Origin of the sequence: Paenibacillus zeisoli, assembly GCF_003994465.1 — a bacterium.
In the GTDB taxonomy this organism is placed as follows: domain Bacteria; phylum Bacillota; class Bacilli; order Paenibacillales; family Paenibacillaceae; genus Fontibacillus; species Fontibacillus zeisoli.
Genome location: NZ_RZNX01000007.1, coordinates 146,856 through 162,584, shown reverse-complemented (window position 1 = coordinate 162,584; position 15,729 = coordinate 146,856). Strand labels below are relative to the sequence as shown.

The following is a 15,729-nucleotide window of genomic DNA, read 5'->3' as shown; positions in this document are numbered from 1 at the left end:
GTATTCGAATAGTCATTCATACTCATTAATTTAAATTCAGATTAAGATGACTGGGAGGCTAAGAATTTTTTGAGGTGGAGAACCGGGCTTCCCGTCAAGAATTCCGGTGATATTTTCATACCAATTATACTGCACCTCCTCGCCCCTTGTGCCATATGTTATCCCATGACTCGTCAAGGGACTTTTTCCTTGAAAATTTTCATATCGCGGCGTTATACTAGACGAGTGTTACAAGCCCAGAACCGAAGAGGTGAAGTTAGAAATGGAAGGCGACCCGAGTAGTCCGCAGAGCTATGCCCCTGCAGAACAACTGCATAGAGAACAAATCAGCAGGACACTTGCGGGAGGAAGGGGCTCTTTCGTTTCCCGGTGCCATTACTGCCTTGACTTACGGTAATGCTCCGGCTGCTGATTTCTTTTCTGTGCTCTTATGTGAATCACATAGACAAGAGCATATCCCTTCAGACGAAGGGTAAAGGAGTGAAATCAGATGAAAATTCGCCATGTTAACGCCGGTGTATTCACTGTGGTAGAGGATTTGGAGCTTACCCTTACGCCGCCGGCGGAAGGATTCTACTGGATCGATGCTGACGCTGAGGACCTTGCACTGCTGCAGCCGGCTTTTGCCCTGCATGATCTCGCAGTGGAGGACTGTCTGACCGAAGAGGAACAGCGTCCGAAGATTGAAATTTATGATAATCATTATTTCATTGTTGTGAACAGTATTCGTTTTGATGATGAAGAGATATTCCTGCGTGCACTCAGCGTGTTCCTGGGACGGCATTATATTATTACGGTAACTAAGCAGAAGATCAGCGAGCTCAGAGCTATCAAGCCTATTCTCTGGGAGCAGGAAGTGAACGAACCGGACCGGTTCCTGTATCTGCTGATTGACCTTGTGGTCGATAATTACTTCCTTGTCGGAGATCGGATCGAGGATAAGATCGAGAAGCTGGAGGAAGACATTCTGGTCCATACCAAGCGTTCTCATCTGAACGAAATTATTGGTCTGCGAAGCGAGATTCTATGGCTGAAGAAGATGCTGGGTCCGCAGAAGGAAGTTATCAATATTCTTAATAAGAAAGATCTGCGGCTCATTGACGACCAACTGCAGAAGTATTTCAGCGACATTTACGAGAATGCTGTGAAGATCTCCGAGAACTTTGACACGTTCCGAGAGCTGATGGGCAACTTGCGAGAAGCCTATCAGTCCAGTATCGCCAACCGCGCCAACGAAATCATGCGTGTTTTTACCGCCATTACAACGATATTCATTCCGCTGACCCTGATCACAGGAATCTACGGAATGAACTTCGATAATATGCCGGAGCTTCACGGCAGATACAGTTATTTCATTGTGATCGGGATTATGATCACTTTAGGTTTTGGCATGTTCTATATTTTCCGCAAAAAAGACTGGATCTGAGCTCACCGCTCCATCTTAAGTCACCTAAAAGGACGAAACGATCCCCTGCCTTCCCGGCAGCCGGAGAGCTTCGTCCTTTATGATGTCTAGCCGGCGCTTCTCACCCCTGGACCTTGACGCCGGTAACGGATGCGGATCAGCCGCAGCTGCTCGTACATCTTCTCCACATTGCTTTCCGCCGGAAGCTCCGCCCCGTATACCCGCTGAAGGACGGGCTTAAGAAAAGTGTCGCCCAGTTCCTCATAAGCCTGCCAAATGGCTGTCTGTTCTGCCTCCGGAACTTCTTTAAGCTCAGCAAGCAGCAAGGGTTCCAGTTCATATCCTTCCTTCTCCAGATCCTCAAGCAGCTCTACGGTTTCACGCCGGTCAAGACCTGTCCGCCTGCACATCTCTTCTACATCACTGCCTTCTGCAATCGCTTCAAGCATGACCCTGCGCAGGCCGAACTTCTCCATCTCCACCCGGTACTTGACTTCCTTCTGCTTATAGAGCCAGGAACGAAAATCTTCTTCAACCAGGGTCCCTTCCACCCAGTTCAGCGGGAAAATGAACGAACGCTCTCCCTGCTGCGTCAGTTCGAGCAGCTCATCCCCGTACTCCGCAGACTTGGATTCGCCTACACCCGGCAGCTGCAGCAGCTCATCGCGTGTCCTTGGCTGGAACACACTGATCAATCTGAGCAGACGGTTGCTGGCGATAAGATAAGGGGCCTTGCGTTCAGCAGCGGCCCGTCTGCGCCGCCATGCACTCAGCTCGGTGAATAATGCCTCGTTCGGATTGAGTTCGCTGTAGAATACGAGCTTTTGGGCGAGAGCAGCCTTCCCTTTCCCTTCCTCCCGTTCGTGAAAGATCCCGTCTATGACCGGCCTGAACCCTTCTCCAAGCTTCACAGCTAACCGATGACGATAGACATGAAGCAGCTCCGACCACGATTCCCCTTCATACCAGACGGTCTCGTCCTCTTCGTCAGCGGTGAGCTCATTCCAGCCCATTCTCCATACCCCTTCATCCTCGCCTATCCACACCTGGGCTCCACTTGGCATTTGTTCCCCTGACTTCTTCTCCATACTATTAAGAAATATGATCCGCATTAGGCAGCACCTCCTGTTAATCAGCACACAAAAAAGCACCTCTCCGGCTTATCGCCAAAGAGGTGCTTCCCCATTCGTATACTGTTATCCCTATCATACCTTATTCTGGAAGAAAGTCAAATATAAGTGTATTCCGCCTAACGTCTTTTTTCCTGATATAATAAGAATAACTTAAGACAGTTTAGGAGGCAGTACCTATATGACGTTTTCTGAGAAGGACCTGGATTTCCTGTCCGATTCCACCGAGCAGACATCCACCCGCTTTATCACATTCATCGGCCATTCCATGAAGCGATTTGATCTGGCCATTACAACTACGAACCGCTTCTACGGCAAGAAGCTGGTTACCGATTTGCAGGCAGGCCGAACAGCCATCCTGGGCTCTGACGATCTGGATGAAGAAGGTTATCTGGAGCGTGTCTATAGTCTGAATGAAGAAGAAGGTGAGGACCTCCGCGGATTCCTGTATCAGGTGCTCGGCGAGCCGCATTTCACAGATTGATTCAGGTGTACGAGATGGTGTGCGAAGCGGGGATTTCCCCCGCTTTTTTTGTTGTGTGCTTAAATGGACCCGTTCGGTTACACGATCATTTCTATTTCCGCAGCTCCATGTTCACTGTAGCCATCTGACTCAGCCCGCTAACATGTTCATTTTCCATAATATAAGACTTCCCTCTACCCCATACTCGTGTGAAATTTAGCTAGGACCTGTGCCAGGCATACCCTTTACAGGAAATATCAGGTCTGATAGAATGTCTACATTAATTGTCAACCAAGTTAATATACATAGGTTAACAATATGCATAGTGAGGAGAGCTGCAGATGAAGACCATGATATCTAATCAGTTAAAGTGGATCACGCTTGCCGAGAAGGCACTGAATGGGGAGCTCATTACTGTAGAGGAAGGGCTGTCTGTGCTTGAAGCGGATAACGAAGAAGTGCTGCCGATTATGCACGCGGCGTTTCAGGTTAGACGCCATTACTATGGCAAGAAGGTTAAGCTCAATATGATCATCAATGCGAAAAGCGGACTTTGTCCCGAGGACTGCGGCTACTGCTCCCAATCGATCGTCTCCACCGCGCCGGTCCAGAAGTATACCCTCCTGGACAAGGAGACACTGCTTGCCGGAGCGAGAGAAGCCATGCAGCGCAAAGCAGGAACCTACTGCATCGTGGCTGCCGGAAGGGGACCGACCGAGAAAGAGCTGGATCAAGTGGTGGACGCAGTCAAGGAAATCCGCGATACGATGCCGCTCAAAATCTGTGCCTGCCTCGGCATTCTGAAGGACGATCAAGCAAGGCGGCTTGCCGATGCAGGCGTGCATCGTTACAACCACAATCTGAATACGAGCAAGTCCAACTATTCATCCATTACCACCACCCATACCTATGAACAGCGGGTCCAGACGGTGGACAAGGTTAAATCTTACGGGATGTCCCCCTGCTCCGGGGTTATCATTGGCATGGGCGAAACCGATCAGGAAATTGTTGAAATGGCCTATGCGCTTCGTGAACTGAACGCGGATTCCATTCCCATTAACTTTTTGAACGCCATTCCCGGGACACCACTTGAGAATGCAGGCCGCACGCCTGCGATGAAGGCGCTTAAAGTACTTGCGCTGTTCCGGTTGATCTGTCCAACCAAGGAAATACGGGTAGCCGGGGGCCGAGAAGTTAACCTCCGCTCCCTGCAGCCGCTCGCTCTGTATGCAGCCAATTCCCTCTTCGTGGGTGACTATTTGACGACAGAAGGTCAAGACATTACCGCGGATCACCAGATTATTGAGGATCTGGGGTTTGAGATTGAATTGAATGCACTCTAGAGAGCTGCGAACAAGACAAGGAGGACTTCTTAAGTCCTCCTTGTGCTAATGGCGAGTACCAGGAGCTGACCCATATTCCCTTCCCTTAGTCCCGCTCGGCAGCCGTCCTGGTGAACAGCAGCAGCACAAACGACATGAGTACCATAAGCCCGGCCCACAGCCAGGCTGAATTCAAGTCATTATTGTCCACAGCGATATAAATCGCTGTAGGCAGAGTCTGTGTTCTGCCTGGAATATTTCCGGCCAGCATCAGGGTGGCCCCGAATTCCCCCAGGCTTCTGGCAAATGCCAGAATGAATGCCGTCATCAGTGACCGGCGCGCCAGCGGCAAGGTGACAAAGCGGAGAAGCTGAAACTCCGACGCTCCCATGGAGCGCCCTACTGCAATAAGATCGCCATCTATGGAGGTGAATCCTGACTTTATGGTCTGATATGCGAGGGGAAAGGCAACCACGGCTGCGGCAATGACCGCAGCCCCCCAGGTGAAGACGATAGGCATGTTGAAGAACATTTCGAACACTTGACCTACCCAGCCTCGCCGTCCAAAAATCACCAGCAGCAGGAACCCGACCACCGTAGGAGGCAGCACGAGTGGCAGCATAAATAGGGTCTCCACCACGGTGAGACCCGGGAATTTCCGTATGGTCATTCTCCATACCGTCCATATTGCACAGACAAAAGCTATAAATCCCGCTATTACAGATACTTTCATAGAGAGAATAACGGGGGACCAAAATTCTATTGTATTTATCATGATATTTTCGTTGTAAAGGCTGGTTCGAAGTCACCCCGAGCTCGTCTGACAGCCAAACTTCTCTTCGGGATTCCTGCCTTCACAATTCCTTCCATGGAGATAGATAAAGGATGATGACTCCGGATCAGGCTGTATGCAGGGTAACTAACCGGATACAAAATCCGGGATCACTGACTTTAGATAAACTGCTTCAGCATATCCTGTCTCGACCTAGGTTAGCACTAGACTTACCTCTTTGGCAAATACATTGTCGGAGAGTAAAAACAATTAACACCTCCCGCGTCCAATACGGAGCAAGAGGTGTTGTCGTCACAACAATTAACTAATTTTGCCGCTTTCTAATTAGCACTATCTATTTAGCTGGTTCTAACTAGCTTTATCTAATTAAACTCTCTAATCAGCATACTCCATTAAGCACCCATGCTGATCGCGTAATAGATTATTTGCCCTTGAACTGTCTCTTCGCAGGCTCGTCCCTGTCTGACGAGTTCGATCAGATGAGCCAGCGCTTCGGACATGGCAAAGCGCATCTGATGAATGCCCAGCTTACTTCCAAATAGCGCTGTACAGACTTCAAAGCAGGAGCGCGGCCGTTCCCTCAGCAGGCCTTCGATGACACCCAGACGTTCCTCGTGATGAAGCAGAAGCGCCTCCAGCCGCTCCCTGAAATAATCGAACGGGTGCCGGTGGCCTGGATATGCAAAGTCCACCGTATAACCAGCCAGCTTCAGCATGGCGTCAGTATAGGACTGCAGCGGCTGTGGATCACTGCCGGGCAGGAAGCTGATGTTCGGGGATATCTGCGGAAGAACCGCATCCCCACACAATATCGTTCTGCTCTCAGCTTGATAGAACGAGATGTGCCCGGGAGCATGTCCCCCGGTCTCAATAGGGAGCCATAGTCTGTCTCCCATTTCCATCGGTATCCCCTCATCTATATAGGATACGAGTGGCTCCGGTGTCACCTGGGGCAGGAAGCCGGCCAAGTGTCCGGGAAGCTGCCGGGTCCACTCCGGCGGCATACCATGAATCTGATAGAGGGCAGGCAGCTCCTCGTTGATCAAGCTTCCGCTGCCCCACATAAATTTGGTCTCGGCATGTGCGCGGCGCGACATCCAGACGCTGGCTCCCGTATAGGACTGGATATGACCAGCCAGACCATAATGATCGGGATGATGGTGAGTCACGACCACCGCGGTAATATCCTCTCTATTCAGCCCAAGTTCTCTCCATATTTCCTTCCATTCCCCAATGCTGGTCTCGGTCTTGGGGCCTGGATCCACAATTGCAATCCCGTTACTACCGCGAAGAATATAGCTGTTCACCCACCTCAGCGGCGGGGCCATTGAGATCTTGACCTGAATAATGCCATCTTCCCACTGTTTAATTTCGGACATGCCTCTTCAACCTCAGCTTCCTCACAGAATCATACGAGGTGAATGTTCAGGCTCGTATTGTTCTTCTCAATTACCTATATAATGCTCCTTATTTTACCTTCTTTCCCCTCTGAACTCAAAGCAAAACATAGGACCTTATGTACTCCATATATAAACAGCCGGGTTCAAATGAACCCGGCTGTTCTATGTTCCTTTAATTATTTAGTTGTTCCAGCAGCAGCTGCTCCCGATTTCGGATCCAGGTTATTCACAATCTTAGCTTTAGCTTTAACCTCTTGGAGCCATGCAGGCTGCAGTTGGGTTACCTGCTGGGACTCCAGACCGTCACGAATCTGATCCTTGCGTTCTTCAAATGTAGCTGTGTGAGCTGACTTGCGGTCCGTCAATTTCAGGATCTGGAAGCCGGACTGCGACTCCACTACCCCACTAAGCTCGTCTTTCTTAAGCTTGAACGCAGCCTCTACCACCGCTGGGTCCTGCTGACCTTTAGCGAAGAAGCCCAGGTCGCCGCCTTTAGCTTTGGTAGCTGTGTCCGTAGATTTCTCCTTGGCGAGAGCTGCGAAATCACTTCCGCCCTTCAGCTGCTTAAGAATATCATCCGCTTCAGCTTGGGTAGCCACTGTAATGCTTGATACGCGGACTTGCTCCGGTGTATTCAAGGACTCTTTGTTCTGGTCAAAGAATGACTTAACTTCTTCATCCGTCACTTTAATTTTGGAGCCGAGCAGTTTTCTCATTTCAAGCTGCTTAACCACTAATTTATTCAGATCATCTTGGGTCATACTGTTCTGTTGAAGTGCCGCATCCAAGCCTTCCTTAGAACCATACTGCTGTTCGAGATAACTAATTTCTTTTTTGATCTCTGCGTCAGTGATCTTAATATTAGCCTTGGTCACTTCCTGCTTCACCAGCTCTTCATCGATCATTCCGTCCAAAGTCTGCGCTCCGCCTGCTTTTACCAGCTCATCATACAGCTTGTCCTTGGAAATCTCCACTCCATTAACCGTTGCAACAGGCCCGTTATCCGATGTGCCTTTGCCTGTTAATGGCTTCACCAGAAGAATAACCAGTGCAACAGCCAGAATCAGGGAGATGACCATCCAGATCAGGCTTTGTCTCTTCGCAGCCGTAACGACTGGGTTGCCACCTGCACCCTGCTCAGTTACATACGCCTTCTTGTCAGGAGATGAGTAAATTCCAGGTTCCTGAGCAGACGTCTGCGGCGCAGCAGCCGAAGTTTCTTCCTTTATTCCCGTGCTTTCTTCCGTTGCACCCGTGCTTGTCCCTTGCTCCAAATCTTTTTGATCTTTGTCTTCCATGCGAATAATTGACTCCCCTCTAATGCTTGTTTAATTTCACTTTACCAGAAACGCTATCGGTTAACCTTAACAAATCATAAAAAAATCAGGTTAATTTTTAAGGAACTCTTAATAAAGCTTGTATGTCCTATTTCCTAGAGATGAACTTCATTTTTGTTTGCGCGATAAAAGGAGTAAAATAGAACTATACCCTATTTTAGGAGGATTTGAATGACTACAGATTATAAAGCTTACTTCGAGAGTCTGCGGGAGCAGCATCTGGATCAACTGAAAGAACTGCTTACCATACCAAGTATCTCCGCACTTTCCGAACACAAACCCGATGTGGCCAAAGCCGCAGCCTGGATAGCCGATGCGCTTAGAACAGCTGGACTTGAGCATGTAGAGATCCATGAAACAAAAGGACATCCGATTATCTATGCCGATCATCTTCATGCACCTGGTAAGCCAACCGTTCTGATCTATGGACACTACGATGTTCAGCCTGTTGACCCTCTTCATCTATGGGAGACTCCTCCATTTGAACCCAGCATCCGGGACGGCAAGCTGTATGCCCGAGGAGCTACGGATGACAAAGGCCAGCTCTTCCTGCATATCAAGGCGGTTGAAGCCCTGTTAAGCCAAGAGTCCGCGCTGCCAGTGAATGTGAAGTTCTGCATTGAAGGAGAAGAAGAAGTCTCAAGCCCTAACCTGCCTCTGTTCCTTCAAGACAACAAAGAGAAGCTTGCGGCCGATGTGGTCCTCATCTCGGACACTTCCCTGATTGAGAAAGGGAAACCCGCCATCAGTACAGGACTCCGCGGTTTATGCTCGCTGGAAATATCCGTACATACCGCGAACACGGATCTGCATTCCGGCACCTTTGGAGGCGGTGTACCTAACGCACTGCATGCCATGGTCTCTTTGCTCGCTTCACTCCACGATGAGCAGGGCCGTATTGCCGTAGATGGCTTCTATAAAGGTGTTCCGGAGCTTTCCAGTGAGATGAGAGCGGAATTCGAGAAGCAGAATTTCAATGAGGAAGGGCTGCGAACAGATCTGGGATTGGATACGTTATATGGGGAAGAAGGCTACTCCTTCGTTGAACGAACAGGTGCGCGTCCGACCCTTGAACTTAACGGGGTATATGGAGGGTTTCAGGGCGAAGGCTCCAAGACCGTAATTCCAAAGGAAGCTCATGCCAAGATTACCTGCCGACTTGTCGGGGACCAGGACCCGCAGGATATGCTGGACAAGATTGAACGCCATCTCCATTCCCACATACAGCCGGGCGCAAAGGTCGTGGTGAAGCCGATGGAGAAAGCCTTCGCATTCAATATCGATCCGTCCCATCCGATGCTCCAGAAGGCAGCAGACGCCTACGAGCGGGTGTATGGAACGCGCGCGCTCTTCACAAAGGACGGCGGCTCGATTCCTATCGTAGCCAAATTGTCACGAGTTCTCTCCGCTCCAGCGGTGATGATGGGCTTTGGCCTGCCTGACGAGAATCTTCATGCTCCAAATGAGCATTTCAACTTGGAGAACTTCGATAAAGGATTGCTCACCCTTGTTGAGTACTTGAAGATGATTTAAGGCGCAAGGTCAGCGTTTATTGATGATATACAAACAGCCATCCGGATCTCTCCCCTTAAAGGGGCCATCCGAATGGCTGTTTTTGCTTGTACCTTAGAGATCAAGCAGCAGCAGATTCTATTCCAACACTTCTGTCTTGAACACATTGTCGACCTTAGCTCCAAGTCTCTTCTTCAGTGGAACCTTGATGTCTCTTCCCAGCTCATTGAAAAAGGTACTGACTTCACATTTTACATTCTCGGCAATTAATGTAATATATCCATCTTCCGCTATGTTTCGGTTATCTTCAACCGGAACCGAGACCTCGATGTCATACTTTTTCATGAGTGTACGGATGTATCTCGCAAATATTTCAAGTAACTCCTCATTGTTGAAATTCTCGATTGCGATTTTACCTTTGTTCGTAAAATTTAAATTCACTTTCACTTGTCTTCCCCCTTTTCTGTTAAACCACTTATGGTATTCGTACCAACCAGTTGAATGTAGGGTCACAAAGAAAAGGCTGCCGTCCTGACTTTTGATACTCACTTTTAATGGCTCTGCTATATATCATACCTCTTTTTCAGGCTAAATTCATGCTTTCCCAAATATTTCTTCAATTATCGCGCAATTCAGCTGCTTTATGTACAACAAAAAGCCTTCTCGGATTCCCCTGCGGTATCCATCGAGAAGGCTCATGCTTCATGCCGGGTGAAGCACCCTCAAATCTTTAGTTCCCCAAGCTTAATCAGCTCGACTACTGCCTGTGCACGACCTTTGACGTTGAGTTTCTGCATGACATTTGAGATGTGGTTACGCACCGTCTTCTCACTGATAAACAGCTGCCCGGCAATATCACGCGTCGTTTTATCCTGCACGAGCAGTTCGAAAACTTCCCGCTCACGATGTGTTAATAGGAATTTACTGTTGCGATCGCTGCCCTTCAAAATGTGTCACCCCTCCTTGCTCGGGTTTTGTGGTTTAACAAGCAAGGGATACAGTCAAGACATATTATGAATGGGGTACGCAGAAGGTGCGGTGCATAGGGAAAAATGGGCATATTCGGCAGGCAAGCTGCCGCAATGGCAGAACGCCGGACCCTTTCTGCAGGAGTCCGGCGTTACCGTGTAAGTGTATGTTACTGCTGAACAGCGTTCTCTGCTGCGGCACTCGGTTTCTTTTTGCCGGCATCCGACAGCTTGACGTTCCTCATCACCAGAGCAACGACTACCCCAGCTAGGACAAAGAACAATCCATACAGGAAGACGCTATGCAAGGATTCAACCAGTGCATTCTTGAGAATCGGATTCACCATCTCCATCAGCTGCGGCGGAATCGCCTTCTGCATCTCTGGGGATTGCACGGCAGAATAGATCTGCTGCGGATTGTGTTCGATCATATCGTTGAATTTATCCACCAGCGGCTTGGCTTTCTCCGGCAGCTGACTTAGAAGTGGTGTCAGGTCACTCGTCAGCATGCTGCCTGATTTATTATTCATGATAGCGCCAAGTAGAGTCATACCGAACGTCCCCCCGATGGAACGGAAGAACTGGGAAGATGAAGTGACCACACCCAGCTGTGCTTTCGGAAAACTTTCCTGAAGCGCAAGGGTCAGAATAGGCATAACCAGACCCATGCCCAGTCCAATCACGACCATATAAGAGGTAGCCATGAGCTGACTGGTGTCTAGAGACAGCGTGGTCAGCAGATAAAAGCCGGCAGCCATCACCAGCATACCCAGAATGATCTGAAGCTTGACACCAAGGGAGTACACTAGGCGTCCGCCAAATACACTGGTCAGAATCATGGCAATCATCATCGGAGTCATAATGGTCCCCGACTGGGTTGCGCTTACTCCAACGACCCACTGCATAAAGAGAGGCACAAACATGATGGCCCCGAACATGCCGATCGCCATGAAGAAGCCAATTCCGTTCAGCATGGTGAACGTGCGGTTCTTGAACAGGGAGACCGGGAGAATCGGATCTTCTGTTCTGGATTCAATGAAGACAAAAGCGGCAAGCGAGATAAGAGCAACGATAAACATCGTTATAATCTGCCATGAGCCCCAGTCATACTTCTCTCCCCCGAAGCTGAGCGCCAGGAGAAGGGCCACCACGCCGATGACCATCGTAATCGTACCGGCCATATCCAGCCTGACCGGTCCTTTATTGATATGCTTCGGCAGGCCTTTGGCGATAAAGATAACAGCAAGTACTCCAACTGGTAGGTTAATGTAAAAGACCCAAGTCCAGTTCCAGGCATCTACGATCCAGCCGCCGATTTGCGGACCGAGGACGGAAGACAGTCCATACAGGGCTCCGAAGATCCCCTGCCATTTGGCGCGCTCCTTACCTGTAAATAAATCCCCGATAATGATCATGGCCATTGGCATCATGACCCCGCCACCCAGACCCTGGATAGCCCGGAAGATAATCAGTTCCGTCATATTCTGGGACATCCCGCATAATGCGGAGCCTGCCATAAATATAATTAGCCCCGTCATGTAGACAACGCGGCGTCCAAACAAATCCGCAAGCTTGCCGGCCAGGGGTACAACTGTAGTGGAAGTCAGCAAGTAGGCTGTGGTCAACCAGGTGATCAAGGAGAGCCCACCCAGATCCTTGACTATGGTTGGCATCGCTGTACCTACAATCGTGCCATCTAACGCCGCGAACAGCATGGCGATGATAAGCCCGATGACGAGCAGCTTTCTCTTGGAAGCATCCATGGCAGGTGCTTCAGTAATGTGTTCTGACAAAATAACCGTTCCTCCTTAAAATGTCCTGCTCTTGGCGTTCATTCTTCCCTGCCTGGCTTCTCTATGGCTGCGAACTTCTCAAATATTCCCGTAAGTGTAGTCAGCTCGTTCTCATCCAGATGGGAGAAGTAATACCTGATAATAGCCCGTGACTTTTTCTTGGCTTCTTTAAGAATCTCTTCCCCGTGTTCAGTTACTGAGACAAGCACGGCTCTACGGTCATGCTCGTCATGGCGCCGTTCTACATAATCGTTCTGTACCAGCCGGTCGATCATGACTGTTATGGCGCTCGGCTTCACCTCCAGCTTCTCAGCCAGATATGAAATGTTGCACGATTTCTCCTTCGAGATCAGCGCCAGCATGTGATACTGGGGGCCGGTAAGCCCAAGCTCCCGGTGAACCATGATCTCAGATTCCATCTTGCGGATCGTACTCTTCCAGGCCGCCTCTATCCGGTCGATGTAACCATCGTAATCCAAAAGCCCATCACCTCAATCTACATGTCTTCCATGTTTAATATTTAAATACTTTATTATTTAACTTATGAAAATATAATACCTGCTAAAAAAATTGTCAATACTTAGTCTGGAGTCCTTGAAAAACCGATTGGAATGTATTATTATCAAATCAAAATTAGAAATAATTTTCACTAAATAAAGTTAATTATCAAAAATAATTTTCAGAGGGGCGTTAAGCTTGTCTCCTATTCTTCATGCTTTGGAACAACAATTAGAAGCTCTGCCCCCGCAGGAACGACGTCTGGGCGAGAAGATTCTTGAGTCCCCTTCTTCTGTCGTTCATCTCGGCATAACCGAGCTTGCCCAGGTATGCGGGATCAGTCCTTCCACCATTACTCGTTTCTGCAAGACATTCCATTTCAAGGGATTTCCTGATTTCAAAATGAAACTGGCTGGCGAGCTTGCCCAGAAGCCTTCTGAGAATGCCTACCAGGATGTGATCGCCGGCAACTCTCTTCATAAAATTGCCGAAGCGATAGAAGCCAATCACCTGGCCTCGATCACGGACACAACCAGGCTACTGGATATGAGCCTGCTAGAGAAAGCTGTAGCGGCATTGTGCCGGGCCGGACGCATTGATCTCTATGGCGCAGCCACCTCCTCGATTGTCGCCCAGGACTTTTATCAAAAGCTGATACGTATCGGCAAGAATAGCACGGCCTTCGCGGATTCCCATATGCAGATCACCTCCGCTTCCGGTCTCGGTCCCGAAGATGTAGCTCTTGCCGTGTCCTACTCGGGAGAGACCTCCGAGACGATCAGTGCCATGCGCTGTGCGAAGGATAGCGGAGCCTTCACGATCTCCCTGACTCAATACGGCAGCAGCACGCTGGCCTCCCTGGCGGATATATCCCTCTTCTCTTCCTCTCTTGAGAAAGGGATGCGGCGCGGAGATATGGCATCCCGGATCGCACAGCTGCACGTTATCGATATTCTTTTTACGGGAATGGTAAGCAGAAAATTTGAGGACTATATTCCGCGGCTGGAAAGCTCTTATCAGAATGTACGCAAATTCCGCACAAATACTTGAAGAGGGAATGATTCCGATGCTGAACATTGTAAAGGTATCCAGTGACGAACAGTTCAACCAGGTTGGGGCTGGCATGATTGCCAGTCTGCTCCAGTCCAATCCCCGTGCAATTCTAGGTCTTGCAACAGGCAGTACACCTGTAGGTGTATACAGTCATCTGATTGAACTGTACCAACAGGGATTGGTCAGCTTCGCACAGGCCCGGAGCTTTAATCTGGATGAATATATCGGTCTGTCAGCCGAGCATCCGGAAAGCTATCGCCACTTCATGAATGAGAAGCTGTTCAACCATGTGGATATGGACCTGAAGAATGCGCATATCCCTGATGGAACCGCAGCGGATCCAGAGAAGGCAGCGCTCGAATATACCCGGATGCTGGAGAATGCCGGACAGGTTGATCTGCAGATTCTCGGTATTGGCCACAATGGCCATATCGGGTTTAACGAGCCTGCTGACGAGCTCCATGCCCATACGCATGTGGTGGAACTGAAGGAGCGTACCCGGGAGGCGAATGCCCGCTTTTTCAATTCCATTGATGAGGTCCCTACCCACGCGATAACGATGGGCATTGGCTCGATTCTGAAATCCCGGCAAATCCTGCTTATGGCCAGGGGAGCAAGCAAGGCCGAAATTTTGGAACGTGCCCTAACAGGACCCTTAACGACGCAATGTCCCGCTTCCCTGATCCAGACCCACTCGAATGTGGTTGTCCTGGTCGATCAAGCTGCAGGAGGAAGGTTATGATGAGCAACCAGAGCAATCAGAAGAATCAGAGGAATAAGAATAATAGAACCACCTTCCAGATTATCCACGGTCAAGTTGTCACGCCAATTGGGATTATTATGGATGGGGCTGTCACGGTAATTGACGGAATCATCCGTTACGTTGGTTCCTCATCTGGAGCCCCTACCCTGAACGTTGACTCGGCCACGGTTATCGATGCCAAGGGAGCTTATGTCCTACCAGGATTCATTGATATCCATGTTCATGGAGGAATGCAAGAAGATTTTACGGATTCCACGCAGGATTCGCTGGATACTATTACAAGGTTTCATGCAGGCCAGGGTACCACGGCGATGCTGGCTACCACGATGACAACGCCGAGGGTGGTGTTGGACCGGGTTCTGGAAGAAGTTCATATCTACAAATCAAAGGATATGCCCTACGCCCAGCTCGAAGGTATTCATCTGGAGGGACCTTTCATCAGTCCAAAATGGCCTGGCGCACAGAATCCAGAACACATTGTTCCCCCGAATAAAGAATGGATTGATGAATGGGAAACGAAGTATCCCGGTCTGATCAAACAAGTCACTTTTGCCCCTGAACGCGAGGGAGCGCATGATCTGATCCGTTACCTTCGCAGCAAAGGAATTGTAGCTGCGGCAGGCCATACCGATGCCACTTATGAAGAGATTATGGCTGCGATAGAAGTCGGTCTCCATCACTCGGTGCATATGTTCAATGCGATGACTCCGCTTCATCACCGGAAGCCTGGAGCTGCCGGTGCCATTCTCAGCTCTCCGCAGATAAGTGCCGAGATTATTGCCGATGGCATTCACGTTCATGCCGCAGCAATCTCCATCATTGCCAAGCTGAAGACTGCGGAGAACTTCATCCTCATTACGGATGCGATGTCTGCGGCGGGACTAGGTGATGGGGAGTACATGCTTGGCGATCTTCCGGTTGTTGTTGAGGGCCATGTATGTACGCTTAAAGAAAGCCCGGGGACTCTAGCGGGAAGTACCTTGACCATGATTCGCGGCTTCCGCTATCTTGTCCAGCAGGTAGGGCTGAGTGTGGAGCATGCCTCCAAGATGGCCAGCGGCAATCCGGCAAAGCTGCTTCGTATTGAGCCTCGTACGGGCTCCATTGAGACAGGCAAGCAGGCAGATCTCCTGCTTGTAGATCAGGAGAATCTGGAATTACAGAAGGTCTGGATCAAAGGCAGATTGACCTGACCTGATTGAACTGAACACGCATTTTCGTCCTGAACCGCCGCAAACAGCATAAAGACTGGGCAGCAGATATCCTTCATGGATACCCGCTGCCCAGTTCTT

The 15,729-nt window shown here is 49.6% G+C and carries 15 protein-coding genes; 7 read left to right on the top strand and 8 right to left on the bottom strand.

The features are described 5' to 3' along the window. Positions 1 to 490: 490 nt before the first annotated feature. Positions 491 to 1,426 carry a magnesium/cobalt transporter CorA gene (corA, locus tag EJP77_RS15830; RefSeq protein WP_127200209.1) on the top strand — a complete coding sequence of 312 codons (936 nt, stop codon included), beginning with the start codon at positions 491 to 493 and terminating at the stop codon, positions 1,424 to 1,426. Positions 1,427 to 1,512: 86 nt separating this feature from the next. Here corA and EJP77_RS15825 read toward each other — a convergent pair whose 3' ends face one another. Beyond that, the gene (locus EJP77_RS15825; RefSeq protein WP_127200208.1) at positions 1,513 to 2,517 is read right to left on the bottom strand and encodes an HRDC domain-containing protein; all 1,005 of its coding nucleotides are present in this window, start codon (positions 2,515 to 2,517) and stop codon (positions 1,513 to 1,515) included. 199 nt (positions 2,518 to 2,716) lie between these two features. Between EJP77_RS15825 and EJP77_RS15820 the strand changes: the two genes are divergently transcribed. Both EJP77_RS15820 and bioB read left to right on the top strand, forming a co-directional pair. Continuing rightward, entirely contained in the window at positions 2,717 to 3,019 is a 303-nt protein-coding gene (locus tag EJP77_RS15820) for a DUF3055 domain-containing protein (protein WP_127200207.1), read from the top strand. A 329-nt stretch (positions 3,020 to 3,348) separates the two neighbouring features. After that, positions 3,349 to 4,341: a biotin synthase BioB gene (bioB, locus tag EJP77_RS15815; RefSeq protein ID WP_127200254.1), complete on the top strand. Its 993-nt coding sequence runs from the start codon at positions 3,349 to 3,351 to the stop codon at positions 4,339 to 4,341. Positions 4,342 to 4,426: 85 nt separating this feature from the next. Here the strand turns inward: bioB and modB are convergent, their stop codons facing one another. From modB to EJP77_RS15800, 3 genes are all read right to left on the bottom strand, one after another. Further along, a complete protein-coding gene (gene modB / locus EJP77_RS15810; RefSeq protein WP_342773029.1) occupies positions 4,427 to 5,053 on the bottom strand; it encodes a molybdate ABC transporter permease subunit in 627 nt (208 codons plus the stop codon). A gap of 452 nt (positions 5,054 to 5,505) precedes the next feature. Beyond that, positions 5,506 to 6,492, bottom strand: coding sequence for an MBL fold metallo-hydrolase (locus EJP77_RS15805; protein WP_127200205.1), 987 nt, complete (start codon positions 6,490 to 6,492; stop codon positions 5,506 to 5,508). 197 nt (positions 6,493 to 6,689) lie between these two features. After that, positions 6,690 to 7,811 carry a foldase protein PrsA gene (locus EJP77_RS15800; RefSeq protein WP_127200204.1) on the bottom strand — a complete coding sequence of 374 codons (1,122 nt, stop codon included), beginning with the start codon at positions 7,809 to 7,811 and terminating at the stop codon, positions 6,690 to 6,692. A gap of 210 nt (positions 7,812 to 8,021) precedes the next feature. Here EJP77_RS15800 and EJP77_RS15795 point away from each other — a divergent pair, with 210 nt between their 5' ends. Next, on the top strand, positions 8,022 to 9,383 hold the full coding sequence (locus EJP77_RS15795; protein WP_127200203.1) for a dipeptidase: 1,362 nt from the start codon (positions 8,022 to 8,024) through the stop codon (positions 9,381 to 9,383). Between the two features lie 117 nt (positions 9,384 to 9,500). On the opposite strand, the gene EJP77_RS15790 is transcribed toward EJP77_RS15795, so the two are convergent. The 4 genes from EJP77_RS15790 to EJP77_RS15775 form a co-directional block, all read right to left on the bottom strand. Continuing rightward, entirely contained in the window at positions 9,501 to 9,809 is a 309-nt protein-coding gene (locus EJP77_RS15790) for a hypothetical protein (protein ID WP_127200202.1), read from the bottom strand. Positions 9,810 to 10,084: 275 nt separating this feature from the next. Further along, positions 10,085 to 10,309 carry a helix-turn-helix domain-containing protein gene (locus EJP77_RS15785; protein ID WP_068620025.1) on the bottom strand — a complete coding sequence of 75 codons (225 nt, stop codon included), beginning with the start codon at positions 10,307 to 10,309 and terminating at the stop codon, positions 10,085 to 10,087. 191 nt (positions 10,310 to 10,500) lie between these two features. Further along, positions 10,501 to 12,093, bottom strand: coding sequence for an MDR family MFS transporter (locus EJP77_RS15780; RefSeq protein WP_127200253.1), 1,593 nt, complete (start codon positions 12,091 to 12,093; stop codon positions 10,501 to 10,503). Between the two features lie 68 nt (positions 12,094 to 12,161). Continuing rightward, positions 12,162 to 12,602, bottom strand: coding sequence for a MarR family winged helix-turn-helix transcriptional regulator (locus EJP77_RS15775; RefSeq protein WP_246021911.1), 441 nt, complete (start codon positions 12,600 to 12,602; stop codon positions 12,162 to 12,164). Positions 12,603 to 12,819: 217 nt separating this feature from the next. Here EJP77_RS15775 and EJP77_RS15770 point away from each other — a divergent pair, with 217 nt between their 5' ends. The 3 genes from EJP77_RS15770 to nagA are packed head-to-tail and all read left to right on the top strand — an operon-like array spanning position 12,820 to position 15,630. Continuing rightward, entirely contained in the window at positions 12,820 to 13,671 is an 852-nt protein-coding gene (locus EJP77_RS15770) for a MurR/RpiR family transcriptional regulator (protein ID WP_127200201.1), read from the top strand. A 16-nt stretch (positions 13,672 to 13,687) separates the two neighbouring features. Beyond that, positions 13,688 to 14,416, top strand: coding sequence for a glucosamine-6-phosphate deaminase (nagB, locus tag EJP77_RS15765; RefSeq protein WP_127200200.1), 729 nt, complete (start codon positions 13,688 to 13,690; stop codon positions 14,414 to 14,416). Then, complete coding sequence (gene nagA, locus EJP77_RS15760; RefSeq protein WP_246021910.1) at positions 14,413 to 15,630, top strand: N-acetylglucosamine-6-phosphate deacetylase; 1,218 nt, start codon at positions 14,413 to 14,415, stop codon at positions 15,628 to 15,630. The genes nagB and nagA overlap by 4 nt, the downstream gene beginning before the upstream one ends. Positions 15,631 to 15,729: the final 99 nt, after the last annotated feature.

Excerpts from the sequence above, each read along its gene's own strand:
- EJP77_RS15780 (WP_127200253.1), bottom strand. The coding sequence starts at position 12,093 with ATGGATGCTTCCAAGAGAAAGCTGCTCGTCATCGGGCTTATCATCGCC.
- modB (WP_342773029.1), bottom strand. The coding sequence starts at position 5,053 with ATGAAAGTATCTGTAATAGCGGGATTTATAGCTTTTGTCTGTGCAATA.
- nagB (WP_127200200.1), top strand. The coding sequence starts at position 13,688 with ATGCTGAACATTGTAAAGGTATCCAGTGACGAACAGTTCAACCAGGTT.
- EJP77_RS15795 (WP_127200203.1), top strand. The coding sequence starts at position 8,022 with ATGACTACAGATTATAAAGCTTACTTCGAGAGTCTGCGGGAGCAGCAT.
- EJP77_RS15820 (WP_127200207.1), top strand. The coding sequence starts at position 2,717 with ATGACGTTTTCTGAGAAGGACCTGGATTTCCTGTCCGATTCCACCGAG.
- EJP77_RS15800 (WP_127200204.1), bottom strand. The coding sequence starts at position 7,811 with ATGGAAGACAAAGATCAAAAAGATTTGGAGCAAGGGACAAGCACGGGT.
- bioB (WP_127200254.1), top strand. The coding sequence starts at position 3,349 with ATGATATCTAATCAGTTAAAGTGGATCACGCTTGCCGAGAAGGCACTG.
- nagA (WP_246021910.1), top strand. The coding sequence starts at position 14,413 with ATGATGAGCAACCAGAGCAATCAGAAGAATCAGAGGAATAAGAATAAT.
- EJP77_RS15805 (WP_127200205.1), bottom strand. The coding sequence starts at position 6,492 with ATGTCCGAAATTAAACAGTGGGAAGATGGCATTATTCAGGTCAAGATC.
- EJP77_RS15825 (WP_127200208.1), bottom strand. The coding sequence starts at position 2,517 with ATGCGGATCATATTTCTTAATAGTATGGAGAAGAAGTCAGGGGAACAA.
- corA (WP_127200209.1), top strand. The coding sequence starts at position 491 with ATGAAAATTCGCCATGTTAACGCCGGTGTATTCACTGTGGTAGAGGAT.